We start from the raw sequence: 21,761 nt of genomic DNA on the forward strand, positions 1-21,761 counted from the left end.
AAAGGTTAACACTGATTTTTGAATTTAATACTGTGGCTAAAGGTGTTCATATACCTTGATTGATGTATGTAAAATAACGAATTAATATTGTAAACTGAACTCTATTGAGCGATTGCTCGCTTGGTAGTGGGATCATTAGTCCACTCAAATAGAAACCAGGAGGTGATTGATATTGAGTCCAAATCTGACTTCAGCCGCGCAAAGTGTCGCGAGTGCTGCTTCTACTGATCGCCTTCCATGGGCCGGGTTGTTAGCCCTTGCGATGGCGGGATTTATTTGTATCCTCACGGAGACGCTGCCAGCCGGTTTGCTTCCCCAGATCGGCGAGGGGCTTGGAGTTTCGGAGGCTATAGCAGGCCAACTCGTCACGTTGTATGCCATTGGCTCCCTGCTCGCTGCAATTCCTTTAACAACTGCAACGCGAGAATGGAGGAGGAAACCACTGCTGTTGCTGTGCATTATTGGTTTTCTCTTGTTCAACAGCGTTACTGCAATATCCTCTAACTTCACGCTGACGCTGGTTGCCCGTTTCTTGGCTGGTGTATCTGCAGGTGTCTTATGGGGGATAACAGCAGGCTATGCCCGGAGTATGGTGCCGGATGTCCTTAAAGGCCGTGCCGTGGCGGTGGCAATGTCCGGAACTCCTCTTGCTCTGGCACTTGGTGTCCCTGCCGGAACATTCCTCGGCGTGCTTGTTGGCTGGCGCTCTGTTTTTGTAATCATGTCATTGCTGGCAGTGCTGCTCGTTGTTTGGATGCTCTGGAAAATGCCGGATTTTCCCGGACAGGCCGCGACCCAAAGACTCCCCCTCCACAAAGTTTTCATTTTGCCGGGGGTGCGGCCCGTATTGATTGTTGTTATGGCCTGGGTGTTGTCTCATAACATTTTGTACACTTATATTGCGCCTTACCTTGCCCGGACCGGACTTACCCGGCGTGTTGATATGGTATTGCTTATTTTCGGAGTTACATCGGTCGTGGGGATCTGGATAATTGGACTGTTGATTGACCGTATGCAGCGCCTATTGGTATTGATAAGCCTTGCAGCTTTCGGATTGGCATCTCTTCTGCTTGGCATAGGCAGCAGTCAGCCCGTTGTGGTCTATGCAGCGATTGCCGTCTGGGGACTTACGTTCGGCGGAGCGGCGACACTGCTGCAGACGGCAATAGCTGTAGCCGCTGGCGAGAATGCGGATGTGGCTCAATCGATGCTGGTGACGGCATGGAATCTGGCCATTGGCGGCGGAGGCTTAATGGGCGCTGTTTTACTCGAAACCCTAGGCGTTCGTTCCTTCCCTTGGGCCTTGCTTATGCTGCTGCTCCTTGCACTGCTTGTTGTGTGGCGGGCTAAAGATCATGGATTTCCCTGTGCTTCTTCAAGAGAATGGATGAGAAATTTATGATCGACCGGTGAAGACATGACAATCAGAATCGTATAGGTTCCATACTTATCGCATTGATTGCCAAACTCTTCAAGAGCATGTGTGGAGTCGGTCAGTACTTTTAATAAATAATTATGTTCTCCGCTTATACGGTGGCACTCGGCAACATGGGGAGAAGCCTGGACAAAATCAAGAAAGGCATAGCAGTCTCTAGTCCGAAACAACATATAGGCTGCCGCATGCTTTCCAATTTTTTCGGGAGAGATGACGGTACGATACTCCTCGATAACTCCTTTCTCTTCCATTCGTCTGACCCGTTCCGTTACAGCAGGTTGGGACAAACCGACGCTTTTACCCAGCTCTGTCATTGAAATTCTTGCCTGATTTTGAAGATGGAAGAGGATTTGTTTGTCCACATGATCCACTATGAAAGTCCTCCTTAAAAATTAAGGTATTTAAAAGAAAATTTCTTTTATTACTTTGTATAATCATCATAATGGATTGATTTCGATATGTAAAATGAGCAATTTAATTTAATACATGAAAGTTAGAGAGGGTGGATAACATTGAGCAAATACGATCTAAATAAGAGAGATACAGAAGCGCTGCAGGCACGTATTGATGAAGTCATTGATCGTACCCTTGCCGAAAAAAGGCTGGTTGGTGCTGTTGTCCAAGTTACGCTTAACGGAACGCAATGTTATAACCGCGCTGCCGGATATGCAGACCGCGAACAAAACCGGTTCATGCAAGATCATACGTTATTCCGGCTTGCTTCCGTATCTAAACCGATCGTTTCCACGGCTGCCCTGGTGCTTGTATCGCAAGGCCGTCTGGGGTTGGATGATCGCGTGGACAGATGGCTGCCCGAGTTTCGCCCCCGTTTGCAGAATGGTGAATTTGCAGCCGTGACCATTCGGCATTTGTTGACTCACACGGCAGGATTGACCTACCGTTTCTTTCAGAAGGAACATGATTCATATGAGAACGCCGGAGTATCGGACGGTATGGATCAGGCCGGCATTTCATTGGAAGAAAATCTGCGCCGTATTGCTTCCGTACCGCTCCTCTATGTGCCAGGTACCCAGTGGAAGTATTCCATTGCAACAGATGTACTGGGTGCAGTTATTGCCAGGTCTGCCGATACCCCGCTAGGCGAAGCGATACGTTCTCTTGTGACCGGACCGCTTGGCATGAATGATACCGGATTTATTGCGGTCGATGCCCTAAGGCTTTCAGCGGCCTATGCGAACGATCTTCCTGAGCCGCGCCGTTTGCTTGATTTTGACCACATTCCATTTATAGAAGGTACTTCGGGTTTCCGGCTTGCTCCCGGCCGGGCGCTTGATGATACGGCGTATCCGTCAGGTGGCGCCGGCATGGTTGGCAGTGCGGGTGATTTTATGCGGCTGTTGGAAACCTTACGAAAAGGTGGAGCACCTCTATTGCCGGAGAGTCTGGTTCAAGAAATGACCACCAATCAGATCGGCAATCTTCCTATGGCATACTGGCCAGGGCGTGGATTCGGGCTGGGTTTTACCGTGCTGAAAGATCCGGCGGCCGCTCAAACTTCCGAGTCGCCGGGAACTTGGCGTATGGGCGGAACTTATGGTCATTCCTGGTTTGTTGATCCCGTCAAACAAATAAGCGTCGTCGCGTTTACCAACACCGCGCTGGAAGGCATGTCGGGCCAGTTTACGATAGACCTTTGCGAGGCGGTTTACGAAGGGCTTGGGAAGTCTAAATAACGCTAACGTACTTTAGTTTGTCTGGAGCCCTCGGCGGACAGAAATGTACTGCTTGTGACGCATGGCAGCATCATTCGGATGAATACCGGACAAGAAGAAATCGTGGACAATGGTACTATAATCGAATTCACGGATAAACTGGAGAGCAGACTCATAGACTTCTTTTTAAATCTCAAGTTATAATAGGCGTACTGTAAGCATATCTTGTCTACAACAGCATATGGAGAAAAAGGTGAAACGCTAAGGCGTTTCTTAAAAGGGAAGAACGGTGAAAGTCCGTCGCGGTCCCGCCACTGTAAATGGAGAGCAAGCTTTAAGCCACTGTGTCAAATGGGAAGGCTTAAGCAACCGAGTCATTATGATTTTGGTTTTTGCGTCTGATCCACAAGTCAGGAGACCTGCCTTTTTTCAACAGCACGACTGACCTACGAGGATAGGAAGGGGGAGCACGCTTGTATTACGGCGATTAACGGCACTTCTACGCTCTTTTTGTGTAGGGAGTGCTTTTTTTGTTTCTCAAATTTTGTTACATATGTCTCTAGAATGGTAGAAGGGATTGTGATTTTCTTGGAAAAATTATTGCAAGTGATCAATCGGATTGAACGGCTGAATATTGTATCGATGCATCAAATGAGAAAACGCGTCAACAACCTGACCAAACCTTTGGGGAGTCTTGGCTGCCTGGAGGAGATTGCTGTAAGGCTTGCCGGTATAACAGGCAGCGTGCAGCCCCGTGTGGACAATAAAGCGATTATCGTGATGTGCGGCGATCACGGTGTCGTTCAGGAAGGCGTCAGCGCCTATCCACAGGAAGTTACAGGGCTTATGATGGCGAATTTTATTCGCCAAAGCGCCGCTGTTAATGTGCTCGCACAGCAAGCGGGGGCGGAGGTTCACGTTATCGATGTCGGGACTTTGCTGACAGACCTGCCGGAAGGTGTAGTTCAGCGGAAAGTCCGCCCGGGAACGGCCAATATGGCAAAAGGGCCGGCGATGACCAAGGAAGAAGCGGTTGCCGCGATGCATGTCGGGATAGATATGGCTTACGAGCTTGCTGATAAAGGAATCGAAGTGATCGGTTTAGGGGAAATGGGCATCGGCAACACGACTCCAAGCAGCGCTATTACGGCGGTGTTCACTGACCATCCGGCGGAACGGATCACCGGAAGGGGAACCGGTATCGGCGACGAAGCGTTAGCCGCCAAAACAAAGGTGATCGAACGGGCGATACAGGTCAACCGGCCTAATCCGGGTGATGCTGTCGACGTGCTCGCTAAAGTAGGAGGACTCGAAATCGCCGGGCTGGCAGGTGTGATATTGGGAGCGGCTGCCCGCAGAGTTCCGGTGGTTATTGACGGGGTGATTACAGGGGCTGCGGCGCTCGCTGCCTGCCGGATCGAACCCCGCTGCCGGGATTATTTATTCGCTTCCCATTTGTCCGTTGAACCGGCGCACCGTATCGTTCTTGATGAGCTTGGGCTGAAGCCTTTGCTGTATCTGGACATGCGCCTTGGAGAAGGGACAGGGGCCGCGCTGGCTCTTCCTGTCATCGAATCGGCTGTACATCTGGTTTCGAAGATGGCCACATTTGAAGATCTCGGTATCCCGAGTCCGGCCCCTGAAGAAGATGAATTCGGCCTTGCGGTAGAGTGATCATGGTTTAAATAGAGGAGGCTGCACGATGGAACAGAAGAGAGGCAAACTGCTTGTGATCGGGTTTGGCCCGGGCGCTTTTGAACATATTACGGATCGTGCCCGCAGGGCAATCGAGGAAAGCGAAGTCATCATAGGTTACAACACCTATGTGGATTTGATCCGGGGCCTTCTAACCACTCAGGAAATTGTAAGAACCAGCATGACGGAAGAAGTGAGCCGCGCTCAGGAGGCTGTACGGCAGGCGTATATGGGAAGAACAGTTGCGGTTATTTCCAGCGGCGACGCCGGTGTATACGGAATGGCCGGACTAATCTATGAAGTATTGATCGAAAAGAAATGGAATGCCGAGGAGGGAGTGGAAGTAGAGGTTATTCCCGGAATCTCCTCGATCAACTCCTGTGCCGCGCTCCTTGGGGCGCCAATTATGCATGATGCCTGTACGATCAGTCTAAGTGATCATTTAACCCCTTGGGACACCATTGCCAAACGCGTGGAAGCGGCGGCTGCAGCGGATTTTGTGATCGCTCTTTATAATCCGAGAAGCGGAAGGCGTACCCGGCAGATCGCTGAGACTCAGCGGATTTTGCTGGAGCACCGTTCCGCGGACACGCCGGTAGGTCTGGTGAAGAGCGCTTACCGGGACCGGCAGCAGGTTGTCCTTACCACCTTGGCGGACATGCTGGAGCATGAAATAGGGATGCTTACCACGGTTATTATCGGCAACTCGTCGACGGTGGTCTATGACGGCTTAATGATTACGCCGAGAGGCTACCAGCGGAAATATACACTGGACTCGGAAGAGCAGAGACTAAGACCTAGCGAGCGTCTTCAAGTGGCGGCGGAGCCGTGGTCACTGAGTGCGAAGGAAGAGGCTGGAGAGAGAGGGGAAGCTAAGTCCGTTCAACTTGATTTCCCGGCTTCCGCCTCTTACAGCAGCGCGAAATCGTCCGGCCCGCTGGAAGCGGCGATGGAGGCGCTGCAGATTCTCGAGGCCAAAGGCATCGTCTCCGGGGACTACGCTGGTTCCAAATCGGCACGCGCTGCCGCCGCAAATCCGTTCGTCCTTTTTGAAGTGGGAGTGGCACCGGGCATCGCGAATAAGAAGTTCACCGCGCGTCAAATGGCGTCGCTTGCGGAAATCGCAGGTGAACAGGGGGAAATGGAGTATACCCCGCATCACCAAGTCATTCTGCGCATCCCTGGGGGCGATCCCAAGCGGGTTGTCGCGGAACTGAAAGCGGAGAAGCTGCTGGTCTTCCCGGTAGGCGATGTTGCGCAGATTAAAGCCTGCGATTTCTGTAATTTGGAGAAAGACGGGTCCATCCCCGTTGCGGAAGAGCTGAACCGCGTCATCAGCGGATTGAAGACTCCCAAGGAATTGAAAATCGGCTTTAACGGCTGCGGTATGGCCTGTTACGGGGCTGTGCTGGAGGATATCGGCATTGTGTATCGCAAAGGGGCGTATGACCTGTTCCTGGGAGGAAAGACAATCGGACGGGGTGCGCATCCGGCGCAGCCTGTAGCCGAAGGGATTGAGGCGGATCAAATTGTAGATACGGTGGAACGGATTTTCCTGGAATATACCGATAAGGCTTTTCCAGGTGAAAGGTTTCATAAGTTTTTTAAACGTGCGGGGAAGGTTGCCGGGTTCAGACATCAGGAGCAGGCTATCGTTGCTGTGGCGGATGCGGTCTGCGGCGATTAACGATCATGAGGAGGAAGAAGATGGACGCGATATTGTTAGTTGGGCATGGAAGCCGGGACCCCGAAGGGAACGAGGAGCTGCTGCAGTTTGCCGATATGGTGCGCCAGGCAGCGCCCCAATATAAGATAGAGACTTGCTTTTTGGAGTTTGTGCAGCCTGATATTGCCCGGGGAATAGCCCGCTGCGTCGAACAGGGAGCCGACCGGGTTATCGTTATTCCAATCATGCTGTTTGCGGCGGGTCATGCCAAAATTCATATCCCTTTTGAGATTGATAGATCCAAAAAGCTTTATCCTGCCGTGGAATTCGTCTACGGGCGTCCGATTGGCGTGCATCAAAAGGTGATGGATATTCTGACATCCCGTATGGCGTCAGCCGGCTTTAAGACCGGCAGCTTGGAGCGTCCGATAGAACAAGGACTGCGCGAACCGGAAACGGCCGTTCTTCTGATCGGCAGGGGGAGCAGCGACGGCGATGCCAACGGCGATTTTTTTAAGATGACCCGCCTTCTGTGGGAGCAGCTTCCGGTCAAATGGGTGGAGAACTGCTTTATTGGGGTTACGGAGCCTACCTTTGAGGATGGCCTGGAAAGAGTCTTACGTCTTGGTGCGAAAAAAGTCTTCGTCCTTCCTTACTTCCTGTTTACGGGAATTTTGATTAAGCGCATTGAGGAAATGACAGCGGAGTTTGCCGCACTGCACCCGGGTATCACGGTTGAACTTGCAGGGTATTTCGGATTTCATCCGAAACTGGTTGAAGCACTGCTCGATCGGGTTGCCGAAGCGGTGGAAGGGCAGGCTGTTATGAACTGTGATATGTGTCAGTACCGGTTGGCGGCTGCGGCCGAGCACGAGCATCATCACCACCATCACGACCACGAGCACCATGATCACGAACGCCATCACGACCATGGGCATGATCATGACGACCATCATCATCACGACCACGATCACCATCATCACAATCACGGGCACGATCACGATCATGACCACCATCACGATCATGGGCACCATGATCACGAACGCCATCACGACCATGGGCACGATCATGACGACCATCATCATCACGACCACGATCACCATCATGTGGGAACATAGCTGCGCAAAAGGGCATCAGGAACATCTAGAGGAGGAAGCGATATGATTTTTGCCCTGTGCGGTACAAGTGATGCGAGTGAACTCGCTGCCTTGATACAACAGAACGGATTTGAAATATTGACATCGGTTGTTACCGATAATGCGGCGAAAAGCTTGCAGGAAGCCAATCTGCCCGTGCGCGTCGGACGTCTGGCCAAGCATGAGATTGTGACGCTGATACGCCGGGAAGAGGTCAAGGCCATTGTTGACGCGAGCCATCCGTTCGCCGAAGAAGCGCACAGGAATGCGATGGAAGCCGCGAAAGAGGCAGGTATTCCCTATATTCGTTTTGAACGGGCGAACTTAGTCTACGGTGATGATCCGAAGCTTACGGTTGTTTCTTCATATGAAGAAGCGGCGTTGGAAGCCAAGAAGCTTAAGGGCTCCGTGATGCTGACCACCGGCGGCAAGACACTGCATATTTTTACCAAGCATCTGCTGGGAGATCCGGAAATCCGTCTGGTAGCCCGAATGCTGCCCCGGCGAGATAACATTGAGAAATGCGAAGAACTCGGAGTTGAGCAAAAGAACATCATTGCCCTGCAAGGGCCTTTTTCCCGGGAGCTGAATGAAGCTCTTTACCGGCAGTACGGCACGACCGTGATGGTCACGAAAGAGAGCGGCAAAACCGGAGCCGTCGACGAGAAGATCGAAGCCGCGCTGAAGTTGGGCATACAGGTAATATTAATTTCCCGGCCCGAAATTGATTTTGGCGCTGTATTTACGGATTTCCAGGACGTCATTGAGCAGTTGAACGAAGTTGCCCGCTAATCGAGTACAGGGGAGAAATGTTATGGATTTTAAGACGGAATTTAAACCGCTGACGGTACAGCCTCAGGAGATTGAGAGCAAAAGCTTCGAGATCATCACGGAAGAACTGGGGGAACATCACTTTACACCCGAGCAGTATCCGGTCGTCCAGCGAATCATCCATGCCTCGGCGGACTTCGAGCTTGGCAGGAATATAGTGTTTCACCCGGGAGCGATTGAAGCGGGAATAGCGGCCATCCTTGGCGGAAAGAAAATCGTTGCCGATGTGCAGATGGTCCAGGTAGGCATCAGCAAGCCGCGCATTCAAAAGTTTGGCGGAAGCGTCAACGTCTACATTTCGGACCCCGATGTGATGGAGGAAGCGAAACGGTTAAATACAACACGCGCCATCATTTCCATGCGTAAAGCGGCTCGTGAAGCGGAGGGCGGAATTTACGCCATCGGCAACGCCCCTACCGCGCTTCTTGAATTGATCCGTATGGTTAAGGAAGGGGAAGCAAAGCCGGATCTAATTATCGGCATGCCGGTAGGCTTTGTATCCGCTGCGGAATCGAAGGATGAGCTCAGCAAGCTCGATATTCCGTTTATTACGAACCTTGGGCGGAAGGGCGGCAGTACGGTTGTAGTGGCGGCTGTTAATGCCCTTGCCGTTATGGCGGAGAAAAAAGCGTAAATCAGGGAAGGGATCTCATGAGCGATTTTGTGGAACCAGAGAATAATCCTAAAGAGATGCGGCACGGATTTACAACGGGCACCTGCGCGGCGGCTGCGGCGAAAGCCGCAGTCATGATGCTGGCCACCCAATCCCGGGTTAATGAATCGACCATCTGGCTGCCCGCCGGATTTTTCCATACGTTTACTATCATAGATGGTGAATTCAGTGCGGATACGGCGACGTGCGCCACGATCAAGAACGCGGGCGATGATCCGGACGCCACGCATAAGGCGAAAATTGTTGCCATGGCGGCATGGACAGACGGCAGCGGCATCGAACTTGACGGCGGCGCCGGGGTGGGGCGTGTTACCAAGCCGGGGCTTCCAGTTCCCGTGGGCGAGGCGGCCATCAATCCGGTTCCCCGCCGGATGATCCGGAAGGAAGTTCAGGAAGTCCTTGAAGAGTATGGCATTGACCGCGGCGTTAAAGTAGTGATTTCCGTGCCCGGCGGAGAAGAAATCGCCAAGAAGACGTTGAACGGCCGTCTGGGCATTATCGGCGGGATATCGATTTTGGGTACGCGGGGGACAGTGGTGCCATTTTCCACGTCGGCGTATAAGGCGAGTATTATTCAAGCCATGCAGGTGGCCAGAGCTTCCGGCTGCACTCAGGTTGTCCTGACCACAGGAGGCAGCAGCGAGAAATATGCGATGAAGCTTAACCATGAGCTGAGTGAAGAGTCTTTTATCCAGATGGGCGATTTCGTCGGCTTCTCCCTGCAGCATGCCAAACGCCTCGGAATGAGCACCGTCAGCTTTGTCGGCATGATCGGCAAATTCTCGAAAGTAGCTCAGGGCGTGATGATGGTTCACTCCAAGAGCGCCGCCGTCGATTTCGGTTTTCTGGCTAAAGCTGCCGCAGAGACGGGCGCCTCGCCCGAACTGCAGGAGGCGATTCTGGAGTGCAACACGGCGACTCAAGCCGCTGACCTTGTTATCGAAGCGGGTCTGCCCGGTTTTTTTGATAAATTATGCGAATACGCCTGCCTTCACTGTCTTGAGCATATCAGGGGAGGAGTAACGGTGGAAGTCGTGCTGGTCACGATGAAAGGCGAGATATTGGGGAGGGAGAAACGGAGTGGATAGGCGCATCAAGATTATCGGTATCGGAGACGAAGGCCCTGCGGGGCTGTCCGCGGCTTCCCTCGAACGGATTCATCGGGCGGATGTACTTGCCGGCGGTGAGAGACATCTCTCCTTTTTTCCCGGTCACGGTGGAGAAACCTTTATATTGAAGGGCGGGCTGGGAAGCACTGTCGAACAACTGGCTGAACTAAGGGCGGACAAAGAAGTCGTCGTGCTGGCTTCCGGTGATCCGTTGTTTTATGGTATCGCGAGTTTTATGGTGAAAAAGCTGGGTCCGCATGCGGTAGAAATCCATCCTCATGTAAGCTCAGTGCAGTTGGCCTTTGCTAGAATGGGCGAAAGCTGGCAGGATGCCGCAATGGAAAGCGTCCACGGCCGAACGATGAAAGGGCTGGCACAGAAAGTGAGCGGCAAGGACAAGATTGCCCTGCTGACCGATCACGAGAACAGTCCGTCTGCGATTGCCCGTTATCTGACCGATTTTGGGATGAATGAATATGAAGCTTTTGTTGCGGAAAATCTGGGCGGCGAGCATGAGAGAAGCGGATTCTGGACGCTGGACGAGATGGCCCGGACGGAGTTTTCACCCTTGAATGTCGTCATTCTTCGCCGAATGCCTGGGTTTGCGGCACCGCAGTTCGGGTTTGGCATTGAGGACGAGGAATTCTATCAGCGCAAGCCTGAAAAAGGATTGATTACCAAAAAGGAAGTCCGGGTACTCAGCTTGGCTGAACTTATGCTCAGGAAAGACAGTGTTGTTTGGGACATTGGAGCCGGCTCCGGATCGGTCGCTGTCGAGTGTACGTTGTCGGCGCCCTGCGGGCAGGTGTTTGCCATCGAGAAAAACGCCGGGGATATAGAGAATATTGAGCTGAACCGGAAGAAATTCTGTGCGGATTTTACGGTGATTCATGACAAAGCCCCTAGTGGCCTTGATCAGCTTCCCGATCCGGATGCGGTATTTATCGGCGGCAGCGGAGGGGAACTGCAGGAGCTGATCCGGATCTGCTGCTCCAGACTGAAAGCGGGAGGGCGTATTGTCGTGAACGCGGCTACGATCGAGACGTTATACGAATCCCAGCAGGCGCTTGCCGATCACGGCTTCGATTCCCGGATTACGCTGGTGCAGATTTCGCGCAGCAAGCCGATTCTGAATATGACCCGCTTTGAGGGACTCAATCCCATTTATGTGATCACCGGCTTTGCGAAGCCCGGAAGTGAAAGAGGGGGAACCGAACAACCATGACAACGACAGCAGTAAAAACAGGAACCTTATACGGGATCGGCGTAGGCCCGGGAGACCCGGAGTTAATCACGGTCAAGGCGTTCCGCCTGATGAAAGAATGTCCGGTTATCGCCTATCCCAAGAAGCGGATGGGAGGCAAATCTTACGCGCTTGAAATCGTGGAATTATATATTAATACAGCGGAAAAAGACATGCTGGGGCTAGTGTTTCCCATGACAAAAGATCAAGACACGCTGGACAGGGAGTGGAGCCGGACGGTTGCCCAGTGCTGGGAGCATCTGAAGGAAGGGCGCGATATCGCTTTTGTGACGGAAGGCGATCCCAATCTGTACAGCACCTTTATTCATATGGCCCGCCTGGTGCAGGACCTCCATCCGGAAGTCCCTGTTATTTCCGTTCCGGGTATTTCCTCCGTCCTGGGGGCTGCCGCCCGTCTGGGGCTCCCGCTGGCCGACGGTGACGAACAGGTGGCGATTGTGCCGGCAAGGAATGACCGGGCGGCAATGAAAAAAGCCCTAGAAGACCATGACGCAGTTGTGTTCATCAAGGTGGCTAAAGTGCTGGATTTGATCATTGATCTATTGGAGGAGATGGAGCTTGTGGGCAAAGCTTCGGTTGTTATGAAAGTAACTTCTTCCGACGAGCTGATCTGGCGAAATGTGCGGGAATTAAAGGGGCAGGAGCTTGAATACTTAACGTTAATGGCGGTGAAAAAATAGTGAAGCTCGAACCGAGAGTGTATATTGTCGGCGCCGGTCCGGGAGATCCGGATCTCATTACGGTGAAAGGTCTGAACATCCTGATGAATGCCGATCTTGTCCTGTATACCGATTCGCTCGTCAACGAACAGCTCGTCTCCCGTGTGGGCAGTCATGCCAAAGTATTGCAGAGCTCCGGGATGGATCTGGAGCAAATGGTCGATGTGATGGCGGAGGCTGTCCTGAGCGGAAAAAGCGTGGCCCGGGTGCATACGGGCGACCCGGCCGTATACGGCGCTATCCTGGAGCAGATGGTTCTGCTGAAGCAGCGCGATATCGCCTACGAGATCGTGCCGGGCGTCAGCTCCGTCTTCGCTGCGGCTGCCGTGCTGGGTGCCGAATTGACGGTGCCGGACTTGACCCAGACGGTCATCCTGACCCGGGCCGAAGGACGGACGCCTGTACCGGAACGGGAGAAGCTCCGCGACCTCGCCTCCCATCATTGTACGATCGCCCTGTTTTTAAGCGCCACGCTTGCGAAGAAGGTGGTCAAGGAGTTTGTGGAGGCGGGCTGGTCGGAGGATACGCCGGTAGCCGTCGTTCAGCGTGCCACATGGCCGGATCAGAAAATCGTGCGCACGACGCTCCGGCATCTCGACAGCGATTTGCGGCAAGCGGGAATTCGCATGCATGCCATGATTTTGGCAGGCTGGGCGCTTGACCCGGGAATGGTCGAACGTGATGAACACCGCTCCAAGCTATATGACAAGCAGTTTACCCACGGTTACCGGAAAGGGCAGGCCGCCAATGACTAAGCCTTATGCCGCCGTCGCAATCACCAAGCATGGGGTGGAGATGGCCCGGACCTTGGCTGCGGATTTCCCTGGAACCGACCTTTATTACATGAGCAAATTTGCCCGTGGAGATGAGACAGAGCTCGGGTACAGGCAATTCGAGGGGTCCGTAAAATTGATCCTGCCGGACTTGTTTAAAGCTTATAAAGGACTTATTATTTTCATTTCTCTGGGTGCCGTAGTCCGCATGATCGCCCCGATTCTGGAAGATAAGAAAAAGGACCCCGCAGTCATCGTGATCGATGATCGCTGCCAGCATGTGATCAGCGTGCTTTCGGGCCATCTGGGCGGCGCCAATGCGCTGACGCTGGAGGTAGCGAAAGCGCTCGGAGCGAGTCCTGTAATCACGACGGCGTCAGATGTGCAGGGGACGATTCCGGTGGATTTGTTCGGACGCGGCTTCGGCTGGGAAATCGAAAGCTTCGACAAGGCGACGCCCGTCAGCGCTTCGGTGGTCAATGAGGAGCGGATCGCCGTTGTGCAGGAAGCGGGCGAGACGCAGTGGTGGACGTATGATAAGCCGCTGCCGCCGCATATTGCCGTTTACGGTCACGCCGCAGAAGCGGTGCAGGCGGAGTTTGATGCGGCGCTGGTCATTACGGACCGGCTGCTGGAACCCGGGGAAGAAGCGGCGCTGCTTAAGAATGGGGTGCTGTACAGGCCCAAGACGCTTGTCCTCGGCATCGGCTGCAACCGGGGGACAACGGCGGAGGAGATCGAGCATACGATCATAAGTACACTGTCCGAGCTTCGGCTGTCCGTCAAGAGTGTACGAAATGCGGCAACCATCGTGCTGAAACAGGATGAAGAGGGACTCCTCGAAGTATGCCGGAAGTATAAGTGGGAGCTTGATCTGTATACGCCGGGCGAGCTGAATGAGGTTCCTCTTCGAAATCCGTCCGAAACGGTGTTTAAATATACGGGCGCATACGGGGTTAGCGAGCCTGCGGCGCTCCGCTCATCGGGAGCGGCGGATTGGCTGCTGGAGAAAAGAAAGAGCGGCAACGTCACCCTTTCCATCTCCCGCGTTCCTTTCCCATCAGGCGGGCAGGTGGGGATATGAGCGGGAACCGAAACCGGATAGTCATTGCGGGAACGGGCAGCGGCGCCGGTAAAACAACCGTGACGATCGGCTTAATGGCTGCCTTGAAGCGCCGCGGACTTCAAGTGCAGGGCTTCAAGTGCGGCCCGGATTACATCGATCCGACCTACCATACCGCCGTAACAGGCAGGCCGTCGCGCAACCTGGATACCTGGATGCTGTCTCATGATATCATGCGTGAAATTTTTCTCAGAGCTTCCGAAGGAGCGGATCTGTCCGTCATTGAGGGAGTCATGGGGCTGTACGACGGGAAGGACCCGTTGTCCAATACCGGTTCCACGGCGGAAATTTCGCTCTTGTTGGAGAGTCCGGTCATTCTCGTTGTGAACGCGCAGAGCATGGCCCGCAGTGCGGCTGCTGTCGTGCTGGGGTACCAGAAGCTGGACGAGAATGTCCGCATCGCCGGCGTAATCGTGAACAAATGCGGAAGCCGGGGGCATTACCAGCTCGTCAAATCCGCGATTGAACAGGAATGCGGCATTCCTGTTGTCGGCTGGCTGGGGCGGGACGACGGGCTGGGCATTCCCGAGCGCCATCTCGGTCTCGTTCCGGCCATTGAACGGGGAGAGTTGGACGGTTTGTTTTACCGGGCGGCTGATCTGGTCGAAGGCGGAGTGGATATTGAGTTGGTGCTATCCCTGGCGGGTACAGCCCCTGCGCTTGCATGGCCGAAGGAACGGCTGTTCAGCGACGGGCCTCGCCCGGACTCTGGGCCGACGATTGCCGTTGCCCGAGACGCGGCGTTCAATTTCTACTACCGTGAGAACCTGGAACTGCTTGAGCAATATGGCGCCAGACTGGTGTATTTCAGCCCCCTGGCGGGCGATACCGTGCCGGGCGTCGCGGACGGTGTATATCTCGGCGGCGGATTCCCCGAGGAGTTTGCCGCCGAGCTGGCGGCGGATGAGCGGATGAAGCGGGATTTGAAAGCCCGCGTACAGGAAGGGCTGCCGGTCTTCGCCGAATGCGGAGGGTACATGTACCTGACCCGTTCGATTACCGACCGCGCGGGAATTACCCATGCCATGGTCGGACTTATCGCTGCGGATGTTGCTATGCAGGATAAGCTCGCTGCTTTAGGCTACCGTGAGGCCACAGCGCTCCGGGACTGTCTGCTTATGGAAGAGGGAGAGGTCATCCGAGGCCATGAGTTCCATTATTCCAAACTGACGACGGACCGGGAGAATTACCCTTTTGTTTATGAAACAAAAGGTCTGCGCGGAACGGGACTAGAAGGATACCATTCGGAAAATGTGATGGCAGGCTACACGCATCTTCATTTTGCGTCCAATCCGAAAGTCGCAGAGCGCTTCATCGAACGCTGCTTACATTACAGCCGGAAAAGAGGCGAGGCCAGTGGAACAGCCTGACCGCAGAGCGAATCGCAAGGGCTATACCCTTGTCTATACAGGCGACGGCAAAGGCAAAACGACAGCTGCGCTGGGACTCGCAGTGCGGGCTTCGGGACGCGGTTACAAAGTGCTGATTCTGCAATTTATCAAATCGCCCCAGAGGACATACGGCGAACATATCGCTCTTCGCAAATTAGGTGTGGAGATCCGGCAGCTTGGCGTGGGATTCACTTGGACGAAGACGCCGGAGGAGCACCGCTCCGCTCTGCGGGAGGCATGGTCCTCTGCCAGGGAAGAAGTGCATGGCGGCGATTGGGATGTAGTGGTGCTGGACGAAATTAACAATGCGCTCGCGATCGAGAAATTCCCGATTGAAGATGTTCTTCCCCTTGGCGAAGTGCTGGATTTAATCAGACAAAGGCCGAAGCATTTGCATCTGGTTCTGACCGGGCGTCAGGCGAAACCGGAAATCCTGGAACTGGCGGACCTGGTGTCCGAGGTTCAGGCGGTTAAGCACTATTACAATGATGGAGTGCCCGCGGTTCTCGGGATTGAATATTGACCTTGGGCGCAGCAGGGAGGAAATGATGGTTGAAGCGGAGTCCTATGAAAAAAAGCTGATTCTTGCCACCGGCGGGGCGCGAAGCGGCAAGAGCCGATTTGCCGAACGGTATGCCGGGGAACTGGGAATGAACCAGGGGCAGGAAGTCGTATATATCGCCACATCCCAACTTTACGATGACGAGATGAAAAGGCGGGCGGCATTACACCGGGACCGGCGGCCCGCGGAATGGCGGACGGTCGAAGAGCCGTATGATCTTGAATCCGTCATCCGGCGGCTGTCGGAAGAACCGGTATCCGTTGTCCTGATCGATTGCATTACCTTATGGATTTCGAACCTGCTGTTACAGCCGGACGAAGCGGGACAAGAGCGCTGGATGAAGCCGGAGCATAGCGAAGCTATTCTTGGGCGGATCAAGGAGCTTGCCCGCCTGCTGAAACAGGCGCCTTTCTCATCGGTTCTGGTCACCAATGAAGTAGGCGACTCTCTCGTTCCAGAGTATCCCTTGGGCAGAGTTTACCGCGACCTTGCCGGGCAGGTGAATCAGGCGCTTGCGGAACAGGCGGATGAAGTCTTTCTGGTCGTTTGCGGAATTCCTTTGAATTTACGGGAAGCGGCCTGGCGGTTCGGCGGAAAGGGGCAGTAACCTTTGCAGGGAATTATGTTTGTAATTACAGCTATTTTCATTGATCTGCTGGTCGGCGACCCGCGCGGCTTCCCGCATCCGGTAATCGGGATCGGGAAGATCATATCCGGCACGGAATCGGCCCTGCGGAAATGGGGAACAGGGCGGGCGGTGGAGAGAACGCTTGGCGTACTCCTTGTCCTAATCGTGCTGTCCGCCGTGTACGCCGCTGCTGTGCTGATTCTATGGCTCGCCGGACTCATTCACCCGATTATCCAGTCATTGGCTGCGGTCTGGCTGATTTCAACCACGATTGCCATCAAAGGTTTGGGTGACGCGGCCATACAGGTATTCCGCCCTTTGGTCAAGGGGGATTTGGACAGCGCCAGAACCTATGTCGGCTACATTGTGGGCAGGGAAACGCACTCTTTATCGGAACGGGAAGTCACGAGAGCCACCGTGGAGACGGTTGCCGAGAATATTGTCGATGCAGTGGTTGCTCCCTTATTCTACGCGCTGATCGGCGGGGCTCCCCTGGCTTTACTGTACCGTGCGGTGAATACGCTGGATTCGATGGTCGGCTATAAGAACGATAAATACCGGTATTTCGGCTGGGCTTCCGCCCGGCTTGACGATGTGCTGAACTATATCCCTGCCAGAATAACAGGGCTGCTGCTCTGGGCTGGGGCGCTTATGACAAAAGGGCTGAATGCCGGAAGGGCCTGGCAGGCCATGCGTTGCGATGCCGCGAAGCATCCGAGCCCGAACAGCGGCATCCCTGAGGCTGCTGTTGCCGGAGCGCTGGGGATTCAGCTCGGCGGACTCAACAGCTATGGCGGCATTGTATCGGAGAGAGCCAGAATGGGAACCGCCGCCCGGGAGTTGGCAGCTGAAGATATCCGGCAGACGATAAAGATTCTAAGGCTGACCGCGGCACTCATCATGATCTTATTGCTAATCGCGGCGGGAAGCCTTTTTATTGGAGAGATAAGATGAGACAATGGCTGATTTCTTTGATCGTGGCGTTCCAGTTTCTTACCCGGCTTCCGATTCCCGTTCAAGTGGAATATACCAAGCGCTATGTCAGCCGAAGCGTGCTGTTTTATCCGGTTGTAGGGTTTGTCATCGGCTTTATTCTTTATCTGGCTTTGGTGGTGCTGTCATCCGGCTCGGCTCCTCTCGATGCGGCTGTACTGCTGCTCATTTGGACTCTTCTGACCGGCGGATTGCATCTGGACGGATTGATGGATGCGGCAGACGGTCTCGGAAGCCATCGGCCGCGTGAGCAGATGCTGGCGATCATGAAGGACAGCCGTGTCGGCGCCATGGGCGTTTTGGCGGCGTTCTTCGTGCTGTTAGTGAAGTGGGCTTCTCTTTGGACTCTGCTTGACAGACTGCGACAGGGCTCGATATCCGGGAGCATGCTGCTCTGCTTGCTGCTGACCATTCCGGCCGTGAGCCGGGGGGCTATGGTGGCTGCGATTGTCCGGCGTCCATATATTGGAGGGGAGCAAGGCATGGGAGGGCTGTTCCAGGAAGCCCGTGCCGGTTATCTTGCAGGAGCCTTGCTGCTGCTTCTGTTCCCGGTTATTCTCTGGCCTTCCTTCGGATGGATCTTGCTTTTCGGCATTCAGGCCGCAGCCGCCTGGCTGTTGGTCCGTCATTTTGTCCGGCGGCTTGGAGGTTTAACCGGGGATACGTATGGAGCTTTAAACGAGCTGGTAGAGACTGCGGGTCTCCTGGCTGCGGTATATATCTCGTTCTAGAATAGGAGGAAAAAGCATGCTGGAACGAAACGGTCATGGAGGAGACTTGGCCACAGCGGAGGAACTGTACGGTGTACCGGCCGAGGAATTGCTTGATTACAGCGCGAATATTAATCCCTTGGGACCGCCGCCGGGGTTAAAGGATGTCCTTCATGAGGAATGGGCCGGGCTGGTTCACTATCCTGACCCTGAATCCCGGGAACTGCGAACAGCCATTTCGCAAAAATACAATATTGATCCTGCGTCCATTCTGGTTGGCAACGGAGCCGCCGAAGTCATTGATTTGATCGTTCGAGGGTTTAAGCCGGGTAAAGTAGCGGTGGTCGATCCGGCGTTTATGGAATATGCCGAAGCCGCGTTAAAAGCCGGCGCCGAAGTTCTATCCGTTCCCGCCTCTGCGGACGATGGCTTCGCCATTCCCGAGAAAGCGCTGCTCACCGCTTGCGAAGAAGTCGACCTGCTGTTTATTGGCCAGCCCAACAATCCTACGGGACAGTGGCTGAGCAGGGAAGCCGTGGTTCGTCTTGCGGACACGGCCGTAACGCATAATACCATCCTAGTGCTTGACGAGGCGTTCATTGACTTTTTCGAGGACGAGAAAGAGCTCTCTTACATACGCGAGGCGGCATATTCGAGGCATGTTATTGTTATTCGGTCCATGACCAAATTTTACGGCATTCCCGGATTGCGCCTTGGTTATGCCGCCTCCCATCCGGACAATATCTCGTTCATTCGGAAGCTTCAGGTGCCTTGGAGTGTAAATCATTTGGCGCAAAAAGCCGGGGTGTACGCATTAAACCAGAGCGAATACGAAACGCGCACAAGGCAGCTCGTAGCCGTGGAGCGGGCTTGGCTTGAAGAGGAATTAAAGCGAATCGGCTGCCTGCCGTATCCAGGAAAAGCTAATTTTATTCTGGTCCGCACCAGCGCGTCCGGGCCGGATGCCTCAGAGCTCCAGCTTATACTGGGGCAGCAAGGTATTCTGATTCGCGGGTGCGCAGGCTTTGCCGGATTGGATACCCGATACTTTCGGATTGCGGTTAGAACATGCATGGAGAATGAACGCTTGATTGCCGCCCTGCGCGGCGCTCTCTGTAATCGGCAGGAAGCGGAGGGGACAGATTGGACGTCCCGATAACCAAGATTATTTTAGCCAGGCATGGAGCTACTGAGTGGAATGCGCAGCGGCGCTACATCGGCCATACGGATCAGCCGCTGAATGAGCTGGGCAGGAAGCAGGCAAAGGAACTCGGCAGCGCCTTGGCGCATTTCCGTTTGGATGCCATTTATTGCAGCGATCTGCGGAGAGCCCGCGAGACAGCCTGTGAAGTGCAGCGGGCGGTATGCGGTGCAGGCCGAAGCCAGCCTCTGCTGATCGCGGATGCGAGGCTGAGAGAAACGGATTTTGGCTGGATTGAAGGATTGACTTATGAAGAAGCGATGGCTCGCTTTCCTGAAGAAATGACCCGGTGGTACGAACAGATGGAGACGCAGACCCCGCCCGGCGGGAAAGAATCACTGTCCGGCATCCGGAGCCGTGTGTGCCATTTTATGAAGGAAGTGAGCGGGCAGAATTACAGTAGGATTCTGATTGTTACCCATGGCGGAGTCATTAATTCATGGCTTGCGCATATCGGGAAGAAGCCATTCTGGGAGAATCCCCTTAAGCATGGGGAGTGGATTGAATGCGATGGTCAAGAGGTGAGGGAAACTGAGTAAAGCGAAAACGATCATGTTCCAGGGGACAGCATCTGACGTAGGCAAAAGCATCATCACCACGGCGTTGTGCCGGATTTTGGTTCAGGACGGGTTCAAGACGGCGCCTTATAAATCGCAAAATATGGCGCTGAACTCCTACGTTACCTTGTGCGGCAAAGAGATCGGCCGGGCGCAGGGCGTTCAGGCGGAAGCCTGCGGGATTACGGCTACAACGGACATGAACCCCATTCTTATCAAACCGACAAGGGATATGACTGCCCAGGTTGTCGTACACGGCAGGCCGCATGCGGAAATGAGCGCCCGGCGCTACCGTGAGGAGTACTTGCCCATAGCGGGGACGATTGTCCGGGACGCTCTTGACCGCTTGAAGTCTGAGTATGATGTGATCGTCATCGAAGGGGCGGGAAGCCCGGCGGAAATCAATTTGAAGGACCGGGATATTGTCAATATGCGTCTGGCTGCGTGGGCGGATGCTCCGGTTGTTCTGGTCGCGGATATTGACCGAGGCGGTGTGTTTGCCTCTATCGTCGGAACGCTGGAGCTGCTTGAAGAGCATGAGCGAAACCGGGTAAAAGGCTTCATTATCAATAAATTCCGGGGGGATGTTACGATCCTGCAACCCGGGCTCGACTGGCTGGAGCAGCGTACAGGAAAACCCGTCCTTGGCGTGGTTCCCCACCTGAACGGGATCGATATCGAGGCCGAGGATTCGGTGGCCCTGGATCACCAGGCGGATAACCTCAATCCGGATGCCGACATCGACGTAGCTGTCATCCGGTTGCCCCGGATTTCCAACTTTACGGATACGGACCCACTCGGGGCTGAACCGGATGTACAGGTGCGTTATGTACAGAGTCCCGAGGAGCTTGGCAATCCCGATGTCATTTTGCTGCCTGGAACGAAGAATACACTGGCCGACCTGGGATTTTTACGGGAATCGGGACTGTCGGAAGCTGTAAGCAAAAAGGTTGAGTCCGGAACCCGTCTTGTGGGCATTTGCGGCGGATACCAGATGCTGGGGGTGAGGCTGAGTGACCCGCATCAAGTGGAGTCGGAGGAAGGCGAAGCGGCTGGGCTTGGATATTTGCCGGCGGAGACGGTCTTTTATCCCGATAAACGAACGGAGAGAGTCCGGGGTGTAGTAGTCTGCAACCATCCGAAATGGGTGGAGCTGCAAGGCTTTTCCGTGGAGGGTTACGAAATTCATATGGGCAAAACGGAGAAGCTGGAACCCGTGGAAGATCTGTTTCAGATCAGCAGTCATGAAGACGGCATGCTGTCGGCTGACGGGAGGATATGGGGTACTTATCTGCACGGGATATTCGAAAACGATGAATTCCGGCGTAAATGGCTTAATCTGATCCGGCAGGAAAAAGGGCTTGCCCCTCTGCAAACGGACATCCATTTCCAGAGCCGTAAAACAGCCGCATTCGACCGATTGGCCGACCATATCAGAGCGCATCTCGATGTAGACAAGATATACCGGATTGCCGGATTAAAATAAGGAAGGAACCCGAGCCACCGTGAGAGCGGAAATGGTTCGGGTTCTTTTCCTTTTGGTCGAACTGATGTGATTATTATGCTTCAATATTTTTCTAAGAGAAGCTATTATTAGTTTTATTTAATAAGAAAATCTCAAA

The 21,761-nt window shown here is 54.1% G+C and carries 21 protein-coding genes and 1 riboswitch; of the genes, 20 read left to right on the forward strand and 1 reads right to left on the reverse strand.

The features are described from left to right. Window positions 1–172: 172 nt before the first annotated feature. On the forward strand, window positions 173–1,402 hold the full coding sequence (locus tag PUR_RS10040) for an MFS transporter (protein ID WP_442953801.1): 1,230 nt from the start codon (window positions 173–175) through the stop codon (window positions 1,400–1,402). Here PUR_RS10040 and PUR_RS10045 read toward each other — a convergent pair. Then, window positions 1,354–1,806, reverse strand: coding sequence for an Lrp/AsnC family transcriptional regulator (locus tag PUR_RS10045; RefSeq protein ID WP_179035120.1), 453 nt, complete (start codon window positions 1,804–1,806; stop codon window positions 1,354–1,356). The two genes, PUR_RS10040 and PUR_RS10045, sit on opposite strands and share 49 nt — an antisense overlap. A gap of 141 nt (window positions 1,807–1,947) precedes the next feature. On the opposite strand from PUR_RS10045, the gene PUR_RS10050 reads away from it, so the two are divergent. The 19 genes from PUR_RS10050 to PUR_RS10140 all read left to right on the forward strand — a co-directional run bounded on the left by PUR_RS10050 (window position 1,948) and on the right by PUR_RS10140 (window position 21,625). Beyond that, window positions 1,948–3,129, forward strand: coding sequence for a serine hydrolase domain-containing protein (locus PUR_RS10050; protein WP_179035121.1), 1,182 nt, complete (start codon window positions 1,948–1,950; stop codon window positions 3,127–3,129). 213 nt (window positions 3,130–3,342) lie between these two features. Then, window positions 3,343–3,549: riboswitch (cobalamin riboswitch) on the forward strand. A 138-nt stretch (window positions 3,550–3,687) separates the two neighbouring features. Further along, window positions 3,688–4,782 carry a nicotinate-nucleotide--dimethylbenzimidazole phosphoribosyltransferase gene (cobT, locus tag PUR_RS10055; RefSeq protein WP_197970135.1) on the forward strand — a complete coding sequence of 365 codons (1,095 nt, stop codon included), beginning with the start codon at window positions 3,688–3,690 and terminating at the stop codon, window positions 4,780–4,782. Window positions 4,783–4,810: 28 nt separating this feature from the next. Further along, a complete protein-coding gene (cobJ, locus tag PUR_RS10060; protein WP_179035123.1) occupies window positions 4,811–6,490 on the forward strand; it encodes a precorrin-3B C(17)-methyltransferase in 1,680 nt (559 codons plus the stop codon). 20 nt (window positions 6,491–6,510) lie between these two features. Further along, window positions 6,511–7,587, forward strand: a complete 1,077-nt coding sequence (locus PUR_RS10065; protein ID WP_179037843.1) for a sirohydrochlorin chelatase — start codon at window positions 6,511–6,513, stop codon at window positions 7,585–7,587. Window positions 7,588–7,629: 42 nt separating this feature from the next. Then, window positions 7,630–8,397: a precorrin-6A reductase gene (cobK, locus tag PUR_RS10070; RefSeq protein ID WP_179035124.1), complete on the forward strand. Its 768-nt coding sequence runs from the start codon at window positions 7,630–7,632 to the stop codon at window positions 8,395–8,397. A gap of 22 nt (window positions 8,398–8,419) precedes the next feature. Further along, window positions 8,420–9,070 carry a precorrin-8X methylmutase gene (locus PUR_RS10075; protein ID WP_179035125.1) on the forward strand — a complete coding sequence of 217 codons (651 nt, stop codon included), beginning with the start codon at window positions 8,420–8,422 and terminating at the stop codon, window positions 9,068–9,070. A gap of 17 nt (window positions 9,071–9,087) precedes the next feature. Then, the gene (locus PUR_RS10080) at window positions 9,088–10,197 is read left to right on the forward strand and encodes a cobalt-precorrin-5B (C(1))-methyltransferase (RefSeq protein ID WP_179035126.1); all 1,110 of its coding nucleotides are present in this window, start codon (window positions 9,088–9,090) and stop codon (window positions 10,195–10,197) included. Next, window positions 10,190–11,443 (forward strand): precorrin-6y C5,15-methyltransferase (decarboxylating) subunit CbiE, encoded by a 1,254-nt coding sequence (cbiE, locus tag PUR_RS10085; protein ID WP_179035127.1) that lies wholly within the window; start codon window positions 10,190–10,192, stop codon window positions 11,441–11,443. The genes PUR_RS10080 and cbiE overlap by 8 nt, the downstream gene beginning before the upstream one ends. Next, entirely contained in the window at window positions 11,440–12,162 is a 723-nt protein-coding gene (gene cobI / locus PUR_RS10090) for a precorrin-2 C(20)-methyltransferase (RefSeq protein ID WP_179035128.1), read from the forward strand. Before cbiE ends, cobI begins: the two co-directional genes overlap by 4 nt. After that, window positions 12,162–12,956 carry a precorrin-4 C(11)-methyltransferase gene (gene cobM, locus PUR_RS10095; RefSeq protein ID WP_179035129.1) on the forward strand — a complete coding sequence of 265 codons (795 nt, stop codon included), beginning with the start codon at window positions 12,162–12,164 and terminating at the stop codon, window positions 12,954–12,956. Before cobI ends, cobM begins: the two co-directional genes overlap by 1 nt. Continuing rightward, the gene (locus PUR_RS10100; protein WP_179035130.1) at window positions 12,949–14,058 is read left to right on the forward strand and encodes a cobalt-precorrin 5A hydrolase; all 1,110 of its coding nucleotides are present in this window, start codon (window positions 12,949–12,951) and stop codon (window positions 14,056–14,058) included. Before cobM ends, PUR_RS10100 begins: the two co-directional genes overlap by 8 nt. Then, the gene (locus PUR_RS10105) at window positions 14,055–15,467 is read left to right on the forward strand and encodes a cobyrinic acid a,c-diamide synthase CobB (RefSeq protein ID WP_179035131.1); all 1,413 of its coding nucleotides are present in this window, start codon (window positions 14,055–14,057) and stop codon (window positions 15,465–15,467) included. Before PUR_RS10100 ends, PUR_RS10105 begins: the two co-directional genes overlap by 4 nt. Further along, window positions 15,454–16,011, forward strand: a complete 558-nt coding sequence (cobO, locus tag PUR_RS10110; RefSeq protein ID WP_179035132.1) for a cob(I)yrinic acid a,c-diamide adenosyltransferase — start codon at window positions 15,454–15,456, stop codon at window positions 16,009–16,011. The genes PUR_RS10105 and cobO overlap by 14 nt, the downstream gene beginning before the upstream one ends. A 22-nt stretch (window positions 16,012–16,033) precedes the next feature. Then, the gene (cobU, locus tag PUR_RS10115) at window positions 16,034–16,657 is read left to right on the forward strand and encodes a bifunctional adenosylcobinamide kinase/adenosylcobinamide-phosphate guanylyltransferase (RefSeq protein WP_179037844.1); all 624 of its coding nucleotides are present in this window, start codon (window positions 16,034–16,036) and stop codon (window positions 16,655–16,657) included. A 15-nt stretch (window positions 16,658–16,672) separates the two neighbouring features. Then, window positions 16,673–17,632 (forward strand): adenosylcobinamide-phosphate synthase CbiB, encoded by a 960-nt coding sequence (cbiB, locus tag PUR_RS10120; protein ID WP_179035133.1) that lies wholly within the window; start codon window positions 16,673–16,675, stop codon window positions 17,630–17,632. Then, window positions 17,629–18,402, forward strand: coding sequence for an adenosylcobinamide-GDP ribazoletransferase (cobS, locus tag PUR_RS10125; RefSeq protein ID WP_179035134.1), 774 nt, complete (start codon window positions 17,629–17,631; stop codon window positions 18,400–18,402). The genes cbiB and cobS overlap by 4 nt, the downstream gene beginning before the upstream one ends. A 16-nt stretch (window positions 18,403–18,418) precedes the next feature. Beyond that, window positions 18,419–19,540: a threonine-phosphate decarboxylase CobD gene (cobD, locus tag PUR_RS10130; RefSeq protein ID WP_179035135.1), complete on the forward strand. Its 1,122-nt coding sequence runs from the start codon at window positions 18,419–18,421 to the stop codon at window positions 19,538–19,540. Then, a complete protein-coding gene (locus tag PUR_RS10135) occupies window positions 19,525–20,121 on the forward strand; it encodes a histidine phosphatase family protein (protein WP_179035136.1) in 597 nt (198 codons plus the stop codon). The genes cobD and PUR_RS10135 overlap by 16 nt, the downstream gene beginning before the upstream one ends. A gap of 13 nt (window positions 20,122–20,134) precedes the next feature. After that, window positions 20,135–21,625 (forward strand): cobyric acid synthase, encoded by a 1,491-nt coding sequence (locus PUR_RS10140; protein WP_179035137.1) that lies wholly within the window; start codon window positions 20,135–20,137, stop codon window positions 21,623–21,625. The last annotated feature ends 136 nt before the right edge of the window (window positions 21,626–21,761 follow it).

Origin of the sequence: Paenibacillus sp. URB8-2 (assembly GCF_013393385.1) — a bacterium.
Classification (GTDB): Bacteria; Bacillota; Bacilli; order Paenibacillales; family Paenibacillaceae; genus Paenibacillus_AQ.

Coding starts and splice junctions, on each gene's coding strand:
- cobJ (WP_179035123.1), top strand. CDS start 4,811: ATGGAACAGAAGAGAGGCAAACTGCTTGTGATCGGGTTTGGCCCGGGC.
- PUR_RS10065 (WP_179037843.1), top strand. CDS start 6,511: ATGGACGCGATATTGTTAGTTGGGCATGGAAGCCGGGACCCCGAAGGG.
- cobK (WP_179035124.1), top strand. CDS start 7,630: ATGATTTTTGCCCTGTGCGGTACAAGTGATGCGAGTGAACTCGCTGCC.
- PUR_RS10075 (WP_179035125.1), top strand. CDS start 8,420: ATGGATTTTAAGACGGAATTTAAACCGCTGACGGTACAGCCTCAGGAG.
- PUR_RS10080 (WP_179035126.1), top strand. CDS start 9,088: ATGAGCGATTTTGTGGAACCAGAGAATAATCCTAAAGAGATGCGGCAC.
- cobI (WP_179035128.1), top strand. CDS start 11,440: ATGACAACGACAGCAGTAAAAACAGGAACCTTATACGGGATCGGCGTA.
- PUR_RS10100 (WP_179035130.1), top strand. CDS start 12,949: ATGACTAAGCCTTATGCCGCCGTCGCAATCACCAAGCATGGGGTGGAG.
- PUR_RS10105 (WP_179035131.1), top strand. CDS start 14,055: ATGAGCGGGAACCGAAACCGGATAGTCATTGCGGGAACGGGCAGCGGC.
- cobU (WP_179037844.1), top strand. CDS start 16,034: ATGATGGTTGAAGCGGAGTCCTATGAAAAAAAGCTGATTCTTGCCACC.
- cbiB (WP_179035133.1), top strand. CDS start 16,673: ATGTTTGTAATTACAGCTATTTTCATTGATCTGCTGGTCGGCGACCCG.
- cobS (WP_179035134.1), top strand. CDS start 17,629: ATGAGACAATGGCTGATTTCTTTGATCGTGGCGTTCCAGTTTCTTACC.
- cobD (WP_179035135.1), top strand. CDS start 18,419: ATGCTGGAACGAAACGGTCATGGAGGAGACTTGGCCACAGCGGAGGAA.
- PUR_RS10140 (WP_179035137.1), top strand. CDS start 20,135: ATGTTCCAGGGGACAGCATCTGACGTAGGCAAAAGCATCATCACCACG.